Genomic DNA, 14218 nt, shown 5'->3' with positions numbered 1-14218 from the left:
GAGTTTGCCATGACGCATCAGTTTTCCGCCGACGTCCTGATCTGCGGCGCCGGCGCAGCCGGCCTCACGCTCGCCATCGACCTGGCGCGGCGAGGTGTTTCCTTCCGCCTTATCGAGAAGATGGACGCGCCTTTCCGGGGCTCGCGCGGCAAGGGCATCCAGCCGCGAACGCAGGAGGTCTTCGAGGATCTGGGCATCCTCGAGCGGATCGTCGCGGCCGGCGGCCTGTATCCGCCCTCGCGGGAATACCGCGCCGACGGCAGCCATGCCGATTCGCTGGTGATGGCGCACGAGGCACCGACACCTTCGGAACCCTATGGCTCTCCTTTGATGGTCCCGCAGTTCCTGACCGAGGGCGTGATGCGCGAGCGCCTGACCGAGCTCGGGCATCGACCCGTGTTCGGCTGCGAACTGATCGGCTTCGAGCAGGACGAGGACGGCGTGACGGCGCGGCTGGCCGGCGCGGCAGGTGAAGAAACGCTCCGCGTGCGCTTTCTCGTCGGCGCCGACGGTGGCCGCAGCTTCGTGCGGCATTCGCTGGCCATCGGCTTTCCGGGCAAGACGCTGGGCGTGCGTGCCGTGGTGGCCGACGTCGTCCTGTCAGGGTTGGGGCGCGAAGCATGGCACCGCTTCAACGAAGGCGAGATGAATGCGCAGATGTCCCTGTGCCCGCTCGCCGGGACGGAGCTGTTCCAGTTGCAGGCACCGATACCACTGGAGGGCGACATCGACCTCTCCGCACAGGGACTGGCCGCGATGGTTGCCGAACGCACCGGCCGCGACGACATTCATATCCACTCGGTCTCATGGGCCTCGGCGTTCAACATGAACGCACGGTTGGCCGATCGCTACCGGGCAGGTCGCGTGCTGCTGGTCGGCGACGCCGCACACATCCATCCCCCCACCGGCGGCCAGGGGCTCAACACCAGCGTGCAGGACGCCTACAACCTTGGCTGGAAGCTGGCGGCAGTTGCCGCCGGCGCACCCGGTACCGTACTCGACAGCTATGAGGAGGAGCGCCGCCCGATTGCCGCAGACATGCTCGGGCTTGCCACGAAGTTGCTCGGCGAAGCGAAGCGGGGCGAGATGCGGCGCGGGCGGGAAGTGCATCAGCTCGACCTCGGGTACGCCGAATCGTCCCTCGCGATGGAAAAGCCTGCGCGCATTGGCGGCCTGCAGGCAGGTGACCGCGCGCCCGATGCGCCGGTCACCGGCGCTGCCGGGCAACCGACGCGCCTGTTCGAGCTGTTCAAGGGCGCGCATTGGACGCTGCTGGGCTGCGAGGTCGAGCGTCGCGACGTGGCACCGCGCCCAGGCTTGCACATCCACACCTTCAGCGAAAGAGGCGACTTGCGCGACCATGGCGGCCATTTCCGCGAAGCCTATGGGCTCGCGTCGGGCGACTGGGTGCTGGTGCGCCCGGACGGCTATGTCGGCGCCATCGTCGACTCCGCCCACATCGAAGAGCTGGAGGGGTATCTGCACGACCTCGGCATGACCTCGGCCTGACTTCGGAGACAAGGGAAAACGCCAAGCCCTGATTGCACGTTCATTCCTACAGTCGAATCCGTCCGCGCGGACGCAGGCAGCACAGAACAAAAGGAAGAAGCGCCATGGAATTCGACTACGTCATCGTGGGTGGCGGCTCCGGCGGCGCCACGCTGGCCTCGCGGCTGAGCGAAGACCCCGCCGTGAAGGTCTGCCTGGTCGAGGCCGGCGGCGACGGCCGCGGCATCCTGGTGCGGGCGCCTGCCGCCACGGTGGCGATGCTGCCGGGCCGCCCGCGCATCAACAACTACGCCTACCAGACCGTGCCGCAGCCCGGCCTGAACGGGCGCAAAGGCTACCAGCCACGCGGACGCTGCCTGGGCGGCTCCAGCGCGATCAACGCCATGCTCTACGTGCGCGGCCATCGCGACGACTACGACGACTGGGAGCGCGCGGGCTGCACCGGCTGGTCGTTCGATGCGGTGCTGCCCTACTTCAAGCGCGCCGAGGGCAACCAGCGCGGCGCAAGCGCACTGCACGGCGCCGACGGGCCGCTGCAGGTCTCTGAGCAGCAGAGCCCGCGCCCCATTGCCGACGACTTCGTGCGGGCCGCGGCGGAGTGCGGCATTCCGCGCAACGACGACTTCAATGGCGCCAAGCAGGAAGGCGCGGGCCTCTACCAGGTCACGCAGTTCCACGATGGCGCGCGCAACGGCGAGCGCTGCTCGGCGGCGGCTGCCTATCTTCATCCGGTGATGAACCAGCGCCCCAACCTCACAGTGCTGACCGACACGCAGGCCCTGCGCGTGGTGCTCGAAGACCGGCGCGCCACCGGTGTGGAGGTGCGGCGCAAAGACGGCAGTATCGAGACCCTTCACGCGCGGCGCGAAGTGGCGCTGTGCGGCGGCGCATTCAACTCGCCGCAACTGCTGATGCTCTCGGGCATCGGCGATCCGGCCGAGCTGGGCCGCCACGGCATCGCCGTGCAGCATGCGCTGCCGGGCGTCGGCCAGAACCTGCAGGACCACACCGACTTCATCCTCGCCTACACCTCGAAGCACACCGACCTGTTCGGCATCGGCGTGGTGGGTAGCCTGCACCTGGTGAAGGCCATTGCCGAGTGGCGCAAGAGTGGCAAGGGCATGATCGCGACGCCGTTCGCCGAAGGCGGCGCGTTCATCAAGTCTTCGCCCGAGCTGCGGCGGCCCGACCTGCAACTGCACTTCGTGATCGCGATCACCGATGACCATGCGCGCAAGCTGCACGCGGGCTTCGGCTTCTCGTGCCATGTGTGCGTGTTGCGCCCCAAGGGCCGCGGCGACGTGCGCCTGAACGATGTCAGCCCGGGCTCGGCGCCGCGCATCGACCCGCGCTTTCTGTCAGACCCGGAAGACATGGCGCTGCTGCTGCAAGGCGTGAAGAAGATGCGCGAGATCCTGCGCGCGCCAACACTCGAAAAGTACCGCCACCGCGAGCTCTACACGGCCGACGCGCACACCGACGAAGAACTCATTCAGCACATTCGCGCGCGCGCCGACACTATCTACCACCCCGTGGGCACCTGCAAGATGGGCACGGATGCGATGGCGGTGGTCGATGCGAAGCTGCGCGTGCACGGCATCGAGAATCTGCGCGTGGTCGATGCCTCGATCATGCCGACGCTGATCGGCGGCAACACCAATGCGCCGACCATCATGATCGCCGAACGCGCGGCCGACTGGATGCGCGGGCCGATCACCTTCGACCGCGCGCAGCAGGACGCTAGAGCGCCTGCGACGAGCCTCGCACCACCAGCTGGCCAGGCAGCAGCAACTGGCGCGGCGCCGCGTCCAGGCCACGCAGCCGCTCGATCAGGCAGGTAGCGGCCGTGCGGCCGATGGCGTCGGTAGGCTGGGCCACGGTGCTCAGGCCGGGGCCGATGAGCGAGGCCCATTCGGGATCGTCGAAGCCGACAAAGCCAAGGTCCGCACCGAACTGCCAGCCCAGCCGCGCCATGGCCTGCGCGATGCGCAGCGTGACCACGGCATTGCCCGCGACCACCGCGGCGCGTCGGCCGCGCTTGGCGCGCTGGCGAAGGGCGCGCAGGGCCTCGTCGAGCGCATCGCTCTCGCCCTCGACGCACTCGAACACCTCGCCCGCCACGCGCGGCTCGTGCGCGGCCACGCAGGCACCGAATGCGGCCGTGCGCTCGCGCCGCGAGCTCACGCCCTTCTGCGGCTCGGTGACGTAGAGCAGCTCGCGATACCCGCCTGCGACCAGATGACCGCAGGTGGCCTGCATCGCGGCGTGGTTGTCGAGCGAGACGAAGTCGGTGTGCATGCCGGTGTGGCGCCGGTCGACCAGCACCGCCGGCTTGCCATGCAGCGTGACCGCGTCGACCACGTTGCTGCCGCGGCCCAGCGTGTTGAGGATGAAGCCGTCGACCTGGTAGCCCGCCAGCGCGTCGATGGCCTCGCGCTCGCGTTCGCTCTCGTTGCCGAGGTTGAACAGCATCACGAGGTAGCCGGCGTCCTGGCAGGCCTTCTCGGCGCCGCGCAGCACTGCGACGGAATATGGATTGGTGATGTCGGCCACGATCAGCCCGATGAGCCGCGAGCGGCCATGGCTCAGGGCCTGCGCCATCGGGCTCGGCGAATAGGCCAGCGCGGCGATGGCGACTTCGACGCGCGCGGCGATGTCGGGGCTCAGCAGCCGCTCGCGGTGGTTGAGGAAGCGCGAGACGGTGGCCTTGGAGACGCCGGCGGCTTCGGCGACGTCGGCAATGGTGGCACGCCCGGTCGGCTTCATGGGCGGCTCTCGCTCCCTCTCCCCTTGGGGAGAGGGCTGGGGTGAGGGTCGGCGGCGATGGCGAGGGCAGCGTTTGCACAAACGCCCCTGCCCTCACCCCAACCCTCTCCCCAAGGGGAGAGGGAGCAAGACAAATCCCTCATGCGCTCGCCGTGTCGTACGGCGCAGTCGGCTTCTCGCCGGCCAGCACCTGCAGCAGGTTCGTCGTGGCGAGTTCTGCCATGGCATGCCGCGTCTCGTGCGTGGCCGAGCCTATGTGCGGCAGCGGCGTCACGCGCGGATGGGTGCGCAATGGCGAATCGGCCGGCAACGGCTCTTTCGCGAATACGTCGAGGCCGGCGGCACGCAGTGTGCCGTGGTCGAGTGCGTAGAGCAGCGCGTCTTCATTCACCGTGGCGCCGCGGCCACCGTTGATGAACGCGGCACCGGGTTTCATGCGTGCAAAGAAGGCGGCGTCGATCATGCCGCGCGTCGCGTCGGTCAGCGGCAGCATCGCGAGCACGATGTCGGCACGTGCGAGCAGGTCGTCGAGCGGCGTGTGAGTGGCGCGGCCTTGCAACTCGGGCGCCTGCGTGGCCAGGTCGACCGGGCGACGTGCGTGGTACAGCACCGGCATGCCGAAGCCCAGCGCACCACGGCGCGCCACGGCCTGCCCGATGCGGCCGAAGCCGAGGATGCCCAGCGTCTTGCCATGCACGTCGGTGCCGAAGAGTTCTTCGCCGATGTTCTTCGTCCAGCGGCCTTCGCGCACAAGCGTCGAGAGCTCGACCACGCGGCGCTGCGTTGCCATGAGGATCGCGAACACCGTGTCGGCCACCGTTTCGGTGAGCACGTCGGGCGTGTGGCACAGCACGATGCCGCGCTTGTGCAGCTCGGCCAGCGGGTAGTTGTCGACACCGACCGACACGCTCGAAATCACCTGGAGCTGCGGCGCCCCGTCGAGCAGCGCGGCATCGACCGTATGGCTCGACCCGATCAGCCCGTTCGCGCTGCGCAGCGCGGCGGCAAAGGCCTCGGGCTCCTTGCGCGGGTCGGCAACGACCACATGGTGCACGGCTTGCAGGCGCGCCAGCTGGTCTTCGGGCAGAGGCCGGAAGACGAGGACGTTCTTCTTCGACACATTCGTCATGGTGTTCAGAGCCCCGCTTCTTCGAGTTGCGCCCGCGTCGGCAGGCCTTCGGTGTCGCCCAGCACCTGCACCGCGCGCGCGCCGATCCATGCGCCGCGGCGCACGGCCTCGGGCACGCTCTTGCCTTCGAGCAACGCACTCACCACGCCGGCTGCGAAGCCATCGCCCGCGCCCACGGTGTCGATCACTTCCTTCACTGGGAAGCCGTCGACGCGGCCGGTGCCGGCCACATCGCTGTCGTAGTAGGCGCCCTCGGCGCCGAGCTTGACGACCACCAGCTTCGCGCCGCGATCGCGATAGAACTTCGCAACATCCTCGGGCTTGTCGTGGCCGGTGAGCAGCAGGCCCTCTTCGATGCCGGGCAGCACCCAGTCGGCGCGCGAGGCGAGTTCGTTGATCCAGTGGCGCATGGTCTCGGTGGACGACCACAGCGTGGGACGCAGGTTGGTGTCGAACGAGATGGTGCGGCCGGCAGCGCGCATCACGTCCATGGTCTTGAGCGCGGCCTGCAGGCTGGTGTCGGAGATGGCGGCGAACACGCCGGTGGCGTGCAGGTGGCGTGCCGAACGCAGCCAGGCTTCGTCGACGTCGGCCGGCCCCATGTGGCTCGCGGCCGAGCCCTTGCGGTGGTATTCGATCGGCGGGTCGCTGCCGTCGGTGACGCGGCCCTTGAACTGGAAGCCGGTGCGCTGCGTTGCGTCGGTGATCACGTGCGAGCAGTCGATGCCTTCGGCGCGCATCGCGGCCAGCAGCGCGCGGCCCATCGAATCGGTGCCGAGCCGGCTGGCCCAGCCCACCTTGAGGCCCAGGCGCGAAAGGCCGATGGCCACGTTGGTCTCGGCGCCGGCTGTGCGCTTATGGAACGCCTCTGCGTTTTCCAGCGGGCCGGGGCGGTCGGCCACGAGCAACAGCATGGCTTCGCCGAAGAGTGCGACGTCGAAGGCGGTTGGTTCTGTCATGTGTTTGTTCCTACGCCCGCGCGGCGCGGATGAAGTCGATCTGCGCGCGGGTAACGGCCAGCAGGTCGTCGCCCACGAGCGGGTATTCGATGGCGTGCGGCACGTCGGCCGGCAGCGCGCGCAGCACCGAGCGCCATGGCGCGACCGAGTCGCCCAGCGGCACCGCCACCCATTTGTGCGGCAGGCGCTGCGCGCCCTTGCAATGCACGTAGCGCACGCGGTGGCCGAGCGCCTGCGCGGCCTGCAGCGGGCACTCGCCGAGCCAGTGCCAGTTGCCCATGTCGAAGGTCATGCCCAGCGACACGCCGGCGCGGTCGGCCACGTCGAAGAAGGTCTGCAGCGCGGGCAGCGTGCCGGCGCGCACGGTCTGGTCGTTCTCGATGAGCAGCTCGACGCGGGTTTCAGCAAGCTCCACCTTCAGGCCCCAGAGCGAGCCATGCGAGGAAGCCTGGAAGTCGCCGATGGACATCTTGAGCCGCTTCGCGCCCACGCGCGTGGCGGCAGCAATGCCGCGCTTGAGCGCGGCGCTGTCGAGCCAGCCGCCCTGGGCCCACAGACCCTCGGGGCTGGAATACACGGATGCGAGCCCGTTCAATGCGGGCAGCTCTGCATCGGCGTCGCGCAGCATCTCGCCGCGCACTTCCACCGAATCGGCGCCTGCGGCGCGTGCCAGCTGCGAACACCAGAGCTGGCCATGCCGCCCCACCTCGGCCGCGCCGAAGGACGACAGAGAAATCAGAACGGAGAAGGACATTCAGTGGGCTTGGTGGGAGCTGAGGATCTGGCCGAGGAACTGGCGGGTGCGCTCGTCCTTCGGGTTGCCGAAGAATTCTTCGGGCGGCGCCTGCTCGACGATCTTGCCTTCGGCCATGAAGATCACGCGATCAGCGACGCTGCGGGCAAAGCCCATCTCGTGCGTCACGCACAGCATGGTCATGCCGTCTTCGGCCAGGCCGATCATGGTGTCGAGCACTTCCTTGACCATCTCGGGGTCGAGGGCCGAGGTGGGCTCGTCGAACAGCATGATCTTGGGCGTCATGCACAGCGCGCGCGCAATCGCAACGCGCTGCTGTTGGCCACCCGAGAGCTGGCTGGGGTACTTGCCGGCCTGCTCCGGAATGCGCACACGCGTGAGGTACTTCATGGCCACCTCTTCGGCCTGCGCCTTCGTCATGCCACGCGAACGCATCGGCGCCAGCGTGCAGTTCTCGAGGATGGTGAGGTGCGGGAACAGGTTGAACTGCTGGAACACCATGCCGACCTCGGCACGCACCGCGTCGATGTTCTTGCCGCCGGCCGTGAGGTCGATGCCGTCGACCACGATGCGGCCCTTCTGCACCGTCTCGAGCCGGTTGATGCAGCGGATGAGCGTGGACTTGCCCGAGCCCGAGGGCCCGCAGATCACGATGCGCTCGCCCTGGCGCACCGACAGGTCGATGCCGGTCAACACCTGGAATTCACCGTACCACTTGTTGACCGCTTCCATGCGGATGATCGATTCCATCGTCATGCCAGGATTCCTTCAGCCTCGGGGGGTTGCTTATTGCATCTTCGGAAGATCGGCCTGCAGCCACTTCTGGTAGAGCTTGTTCAGCTCGCCATTCGCGGTGTTCTTCTGCACGAACTCGTTCACCGCCTTGTGCAGCTCTTCCTGGCCCGGGCGCATCGCGATGCCCATCGACTGCTGCACCAGCGTGAACTTGTTTTCGAAGGTGTTGGCGGGCACGCGCTTGGCGATTTGCGCTGCCACGGTCACCGAGCAGCCGATGGCATCGACCTGGCCCGAGATCAGCGCCTGCATGGCCGAGGCGTCGTCGTCGAAGCGGCGGATTTCGGTGCCTTCCGGTGCGGCCTTGGTCACGGCCACGTCTTGCGTCGATGCGCGGGCCACGCCCACGCGCAGGCCCTTCAGGTCGGCTGCCGCCTTGATGGGGGCCTTGGTCGCGCCATACAGCACGATGGTGGCGGCTGCATAGGGCTGCGAGAACTGCACCTGCTTCGCGCGCTCGGGCGTGACGGCCAGCGAAGCCACCAGCAGGTCGACCTTGTTGGTCAGCAGGAAGGGAATGCGGTTCGGGCCCGTGACCGGCACGATGTTGGCCTTGACGCCCCAGTCCTTGGCCAGCAGCTTGGCCACGTCGGCGTCGTAGCCGTCGGGCTGGTTCTTCGCGTCGGTGGTGCCGTAGGGCGGAAAGTCGACCAGCATGCCGATGGTGATCTCGCCCTTCTTCTTGATGTCTGCCACGGTCTGCGCCGAGGCGAAAGGTGCGAACACGGTAAGGGCGGCGCCGAGGCCGAGGGCTGCGAGCGCTGCGCGGCGGGAGGTGATGACGGTCATTGGATGTGTCTCCTGAATAAGGGAAGGAAGCGACGAGAAAGAGAAAGGAAAACGGAAAGGATCAACGCGCGAGCGCCCGGGCCCGGCGGCGCTCCATGCGCGCGGCCAGCAATGAAAGCGGCCAGCAGATGGCAAAGTAGATGGCTGCCACCACCGAGAACACGATGAGCGGCTGGAAGGTGGCGTTGTTGACGATCTGCCCCGCACGCGTGACCTCGACAAAACCGATGATGGCCGCGAGCGATGTGCCCTTGATGATCTGCACCACGTAGCCCACCGTGGGCGCCAGCGCGATCTTGAAGGCCTGCGGCAGCACCACGTCGCGCATGCGCGAGCTGTACTTCAGACTCAGCGCCTCTGCTGCTTCCCACTGTCCGCGCGGAATGGCCTCGATGCAGCCGCGCCAGATCTCGCCGAGGAAGGCCGCGCTGTTCAGGATGAGGGCGAAGCCGGCGGCAACCCACGGATTGATGTCCAGCCCCAGCACCGGCGCGCCGAAGAACACCAGGAACAGCTGCAGCAGCAGCGGTGTGCCCTGGAAGATCTGGATGAAGGTGGTCGATACGGCGCGCGCCCACGTCGATTCAGACGTGCGCATCAGCGCAATGATGAGCCCCAGGATCGCGCCGCCGACGAAGGCGATGGCCGACAGCGCGAGCGTCCACTTGGCCGCTTCGAGGATGAAAAGGAATTCGGGAAAACCGAAGGTGCGCATGTTGTTGTCTCCGTCCGTCGTCTGGGTTACCGGCGGTCCGGGTAGTTGAGCGTGCGCTTGTAGATCAGCTTGAACATCGCCGAGAAAGCGAGCGCCAGCGCCAGGTAGATGGCGGCGACCACGATGTAGATCTCGAAGCTGCGGAAGGTCTGCGACTGCAGGTTGGCGGCCACCGAGGTCAGGTCGTCGGCCGAGATGACCGACACCACGGCCGAGCTCAGCATCAGCAGGATGAACTGGCTCGTGAGCGCCGGATAGATGGCCTTCAGCGCGGGCTTGATGATGACGAAGCGGAAGATTTCCCAGGGCTTGAGGTTCAGCGCCCTGCCCGCTTCGATCTGCCCCTTGGGAATCGACTCGATGCCCGCGCGGATGATTTCCGTGGCGTAGGCGCCCAGGTTCACCACCATGGCCACCAGCGCGGCCGTCTGCGGCGACCAGCGCAGACCGATGGCCGGCAACGCGAAGAAGAAAAAGAACAGCTGCACGAGGAACGGCGTGTTGCGGATCACCTCGATGTAGGCATTGACCAGAAAGCGCAGCCAGCCCGGCCCCGAGGTCTTGCCCCAGGCACAGAAGATGGCCACCACCAGGCCCAGCACCGTGGCAATGAGCGAGAGCTGGACCGTGATCCACGTGCCCTTGAGCAGCAGCGGCCAGGCGGCAAAGACGGCGTCGAATTGAAACTGGTAGTTCATGGTGGGCGGACCCGAATGCGCGCCGGGTGGGCGCGTGCGTGCCCCGAAAGCAAGGCTTGCAGCTTATATGAAACCGGTTTCAGGCTCATATAGGGATTCCCCTAGGTGGTCGTTTTGTCTCACCTTCTGCCTACACTGAAGCCCATGCTGAACCCACCCGCGGCCACCATGCCCACAGAGGCACACACGCCCCTCACGGGCGCCCCCACCGTGCAGCATTTCCGCCAGGCGCTGCTGTGGCCCTTGCGACTGATGCCTGCGCCGCACGCCGCGCACCATCACGGGCCCTGGCACGTGCTGCGCGAGATGGGCGACGCATCGCCGTGGCGCGAAGAGGTCGACGAATACACCGGCGACAGCAGCCGCTTTCACGAGCGGCACTACAACGAGTTCGTGAGCTTCCTGCCGTACGTGCAGCGCTTCCTGTACGGCGAAGGCCGCTCACGTGGCGACGGCGTGGGCGGCGACGGCGATTCGCCGATGCGCATCTTCCGCCGCCACGACATTGCGGCCGTGCGCCTGGTGGCGCAGCCGGGCGACGCGCCGGTCACGCTCGACGTGATCCATTGCGACCTGTATTTCTTCTTCGACATCGACGTGGTGCTGCTCAACCTCGAAGTCGGTGCAGACAACCTGAGCCTTGCGCAGGCTCAGGACATCCTCTACCGTTTCGGCCGCGCCTACCCTTCAGGCTGGGAGCCCGACGGCTCGGCGCTGCACTGCATGGCCAGCGTCGAATGGCTGGCCGCCGACGGCCACGTGCTCGCGAGCTCCGACGCGGAGCAGCGCGAGGCCTTTCTCTCGCACGTGGCGCAGCACCGCGCGCCGCGCATCTCCGCCCACTGGGCCTACCTGATGCAGCCGCTGGTGAGCGACCATTCGGAAGACCCCGGCGTGCTGCGCTACCGGCAGATCGAGTACTACCGCATGCCGGTCATGGCCTACCTCTCGCTGGACGATCCGCGCCGCCTCACGCGCGACGACTTCGTGCGGCTCGCGCTGGTCACCGGCGCAGGTGCCACCGACGCCCACCTGCCCTACGCCGAGCACCATCTCGCCGACTTCGAGCACAAGTACTGCTACGACCGCTTCTGGGTGAACGCGGGCGCAGCACCCAACACGCGCTACCTGTGCAACGGCCATGCGCTCGTCGTGGTGGGCGATGCGAACTCCGAATTCTTCTGTTGCCGCGACCGCGGCGTGCTCGCGCAGTTCAGGCACCAGCACTTCCTGCTGTTCCTCATTGCGCACTTCCAGAAGGCCTCGCTGCTGATGTTCTCCGACCAGCTGGTGGAGGCGCTCAAGCGGCTGGACATCCGCAGCACGCCGAGCGTGAAGCAGTTCAAGCGCGCCATCCGCGCGAGCTTCGAACGCTTCCTGCGCTTCACGCACCGCTACTGGTTCCACGAAATTTCGGAGCAGGCGCAGGTGCGCGCGCTTTCGCACATGTGCGCCACGCACCTCGGGCTGGACCCGCTCTACGACGAGGTCAAGGCACGCATCGCGGACATGAACACGTACCTCGACGCCGACAGCCTGCGCAGGCAGGCCAGCACCGTCGTGCGGCTCACGGTGGTCACGCTGTTCGGTCTCATCGGCACCATCACCACCGGCTTCCTCGGCATGAACCTGCTGGCCGAAGCCGATGCGCCGCTGTGGCGCAAGGCAGTGTGGTTCGGCGTGGTGTTCGTCGCGACGACGTGGCTGACCATCTACACGATGGTGAAGTCGCAGCGGCTGTCGGACTTCATCGATGCGCTGTCGAACGACCGGCTGGGCTTCAGGGGCAAGATGGCCGCGCTGGCGCGGGTGTGGCGGCCCGGCGCGGACTGATCAGAACGCGATATCGGCGCTGGCCACCGCACGGATCGGCACACCGAAGCTCGTGATGTCCGACAGCGTGACGTTGTGGTGCTCGCGAATCTGTGCGCCCGTGGCGTGCGGCTTGTCGTGCGAGGTATGGGCATCGGCCGCGAGCACCACGTGATAGCCCAGCCCGGCGGCGCGGCGCGTGGTGGTGTCGACGCAGAACTCCGACGAATAGCCGCAGATGACCACGCGCTTCACGCCGTGCTCCGACAGCCATGCTTCGAGCGGCGTGCGCAGGAACGAATCAGGCGTGGTCTTGCGGATTCTTGCGTCGCGCGAATCGGTGTTCAGCGCACTGGCGAGCTGCCAGCGTTCGGAGTCGAACTCCAGGTCGACGGCGTTCTCGTGCTGGATGAAGGCCACAGGCACGCCGGCTGCGCGGGCGCGTTCGGTGAGCGCGTTGATGCGCTGCATCACCTCCCCGGCTTCGTGAGGGCGCGGCGGATCGTCGCAAAGGCCACGCTGGACGTCGATGACGAGGACTGCAGTTTTCATGGGCGTGGAAAGAGGCGAAGTTCTTGACCGACCAGAGTATGACGCCCGGCAGCAGCGTCGAGATCGCCCCCTTCGACCTACCTACCCCCAGGCGCTGACCTCCAGGCGCACCTTGCCGCTGATGCCGGGCGCGGCCGGTGCTGCGCCAAGGCTGGACAGCGGCACCACGAACTGCAACTTGCCGCCGGCCAACTGCTTCGGGCTCATCGGCAGCGAGGCCCGCCCTGCCGTGTCGGTCTGCCAGCCGTACTTGACGTTCCAGTTCTGCGCCGGGTCGTCGGCTTGGGGCGGCGCGATCTCGATGATCAGCGTGTCGCGGAACAGCGAACTTCCCTCGTAGTGGCCGTCGAGCCAGAACTTGTTGTTGACCTGGTAGTCGGGCACGCGCACGCCGAGCGTCATGGCGTAGGCCAGCGTCGGGCGATCCTGCTTCACACGGGCCTTGTTGGCGAGGAACACGGTCGAAAGGTAGATCGATCGGCGATCGGCCTTGGCCGGGTCGGTCAGCTCCTTGTGTGTGCGGCAGGCGGGCGAGTCTTCTTCTGCCACGCGCCGGCTCAGGTACCAGCGCTTGCCGCGCGGCGCGGCGAGCAGTTCGACCTGGTAGAGCGCATCGACGTCGGCCCCGGCAGGCAGGTCGGGCGGCAGCGTGACGCCGTCTATGTCGAACCACAGGTCGACCCGCACGTCACCGAACAGGAAGCGCGTGAGGTTCTGGTAAGCCTCCTCCGAATTGACGATGCCGAAGAAGCCGGAGTGCGACCGGTAGGTGAAGGCGGTGGCCACCGGCTGCGTCTTGCCCGCGGCATCGGTGGACCAGAGCGAGGCGTTCTCGATGCGCACGAGCCCGTCGCTGCCGTGGCCCGCGAACATGCGCGACAGGCCCTTGGCGCTTTCATAATCACCGCGGTTGGTGCCGACCATGCAGAAGAAGCGCTCGGCCGGAAAGGCCGTGGCCGGCAGGTAGTCCATGCGGCCGTTGATCGGCTGCGTGGCCAGGAACTCGGACATCTTCTCGCGGTTGAAGGTGTTCATCTCGTTCACCGTGAGCCAGGCCGGCACGTTGATGCCGCCCATGTCGATGCCGTTGTGCGGCGTGGCATAGGTGAACACCTTGTCGACGCAGGCACGCGCGGCCGCATCACCGAGTGCGGCGTTCTGCAGGAAGGCACGCACCACCAGGCCGCCCATGGAATGCGCGACGAGGTAGCAGCGGAAGTCGGCGGGCGAGTAGCCCGGCCCCTCGCGCAGCGCCACGAGCTCGCGCACGCGCAATATCAGCTGGCTCAGGCCCTGCGCGTACACCTTGACGTCCTTGGCCTGGCCGTCGCCCAGCAGTTCGGAGCCCGAGTCGTAGTAGCGGTAGATGATGACCGAGGCCGAGGGGATGCCATCGACGTCCCGGCCGTTCTCGTCGGGCGAGGGCTTCCAGTCGGGGTCGAGGATGTCCAGGCCGTTCTGGTAGACGCTCTGGTACTGGAAGTCGGCCAGCAGGCGCACCATGGGCGATTCGAAAACGAACTTCTGCGCCGGCGCCTCCTTCTTGACGGTGGCGCGATACACCGTGGAGCCGATGTTGAAGCCGCAGAACGGGTCGGCCGCGGTTTCGTCCCGCTCGGACTCGGTCATGGCATAGCCGCGCACGTAGATGATGGGATAGCGATTGCTGCTCATGGAATCTGCCGCCTCGTCGAAAGTCGATGAAGCTTTCCAGTGTGCCGAACCTGGCAGGGGCCCGCC

The 14218-nt window shown here is 67.2% G+C and carries 13 protein-coding genes; 3 read left to right on the top strand and 10 right to left on the bottom strand.

Going from position 1 to position 14218, the window contains the following annotated elements; translation table 11 throughout:
• Positions 1-9: 9 nt before the first annotated feature.
• Both NWF24_RS09955 and NWF24_RS09950 read left to right on the top strand, forming a co-directional pair.
• A complete protein-coding gene (locus tag NWF24_RS09955; protein ID WP_258354024.1) occupies positions 10-1509 on the top strand; it encodes an FAD-dependent oxidoreductase in 1500 nt (499 codons plus the stop codon).
• Between the two features lie 104 nt (positions 1510-1613).
• Positions 1614-3350, top strand: a complete 1737-nt coding sequence (locus NWF24_RS09950) for a GMC family oxidoreductase (protein WP_258354023.1) — start codon at positions 1614-1616, stop codon at positions 3348-3350.
• On the opposite strand, the gene NWF24_RS09945 is transcribed toward NWF24_RS09950, so the two are convergent.
• The 8 genes from NWF24_RS09945 to NWF24_RS09910 form a co-directional block, all read right to left on the bottom strand.
• Complete coding sequence (locus NWF24_RS09945; RefSeq protein WP_258354022.1) at positions 3250-4275, bottom strand: LacI family DNA-binding transcriptional regulator; 1026 nt, start codon at positions 4273-4275, stop codon at positions 3250-3252. The two genes, NWF24_RS09950 and NWF24_RS09945, sit on opposite strands and share 101 nt — an antisense overlap.
• Positions 4276-4414: 139 nt before the next feature.
• Positions 4415-5404 carry a 2-hydroxyacid dehydrogenase gene (locus tag NWF24_RS09940; RefSeq protein WP_093050854.1) on the bottom strand — a complete coding sequence of 330 codons (990 nt, stop codon included), beginning with the start codon at positions 5402-5404 and terminating at the stop codon, positions 4415-4417.
• A gap of 5 nt (positions 5405-5409) precedes the next feature.
• Entirely contained in the window at positions 5410-6363 is a 954-nt protein-coding gene (locus tag NWF24_RS09935; protein WP_097198786.1) for a sugar kinase, read from the bottom strand.
• A gap of 10 nt (positions 6364-6373) precedes the next feature.
• A complete protein-coding gene (locus NWF24_RS09930) occupies positions 6374-7117 on the bottom strand; it encodes a sugar phosphate isomerase/epimerase family protein (RefSeq protein WP_258354021.1) in 744 nt (247 codons plus the stop codon).
• Complete coding sequence (locus NWF24_RS09925; RefSeq protein WP_309148867.1) at positions 7118-7873, bottom strand: amino acid ABC transporter ATP-binding protein; 756 nt, start codon at positions 7871-7873, stop codon at positions 7118-7120. It lies immediately after the preceding gene.
• Between the two features lie 30 nt (positions 7874-7903).
• Entirely contained in the window at positions 7904-8701 is a 798-nt protein-coding gene (locus NWF24_RS09920) for a transporter substrate-binding domain-containing protein (RefSeq protein WP_258354020.1), read from the bottom strand.
• Positions 8702-8762: 61 nt separating this feature from the next.
• The gene (locus tag NWF24_RS09915; protein ID WP_258354019.1) at positions 8763-9416 is read right to left on the bottom strand and encodes an amino acid ABC transporter permease; all 654 of its coding nucleotides are present in this window, start codon (positions 9414-9416) and stop codon (positions 8763-8765) included.
• A 26-nt stretch (positions 9417-9442) separates the two neighbouring features.
• A complete protein-coding gene (locus NWF24_RS09910; protein ID WP_093050872.1) occupies positions 9443-10114 on the bottom strand; it encodes an amino acid ABC transporter permease in 672 nt (223 codons plus the stop codon).
• Positions 10115-10258: 144 nt separating this feature from the next.
• Here NWF24_RS09910 and NWF24_RS09905 point away from each other — a divergent pair, with 144 nt between their 5' ends.
• Entirely contained in the window at positions 10259-11947 is a 1689-nt protein-coding gene (locus NWF24_RS09905; protein ID WP_258354018.1) for a CorA family divalent cation transporter, read from the top strand.
• Here the strand turns inward: NWF24_RS09905 and NWF24_RS09900 are convergent, their stop codons facing one another.
• Both NWF24_RS09900 and NWF24_RS09895 read right to left on the bottom strand, forming a co-directional pair.
• Positions 11948-12478, bottom strand: a complete 531-nt coding sequence (locus NWF24_RS09900) for a cysteine hydrolase family protein (protein WP_258354017.1) — start codon at positions 12476-12478, stop codon at positions 11948-11950.
• A gap of 81 nt (positions 12479-12559) precedes the next feature.
• Positions 12560-14152 carry an esterase/lipase family protein gene (locus NWF24_RS09895; protein WP_258354016.1) on the bottom strand — a complete coding sequence of 531 codons (1593 nt, stop codon included), beginning with the start codon at positions 14150-14152 and terminating at the stop codon, positions 12560-12562.
• Between the last annotated feature and the right edge of the window lie 66 nt (positions 14153-14218).

Source organism: Variovorax paradoxus, assembly GCF_024734665.1.
In the GTDB taxonomy this organism is placed as follows: Bacteria; Pseudomonadota; Gammaproteobacteria; order Burkholderiales; family Burkholderiaceae_C; genus Variovorax.
The sequence above is the reverse complement of the archived record's forward strand: the minus strand, read 5'-3'. Positions and strand labels throughout refer to the sequence as shown.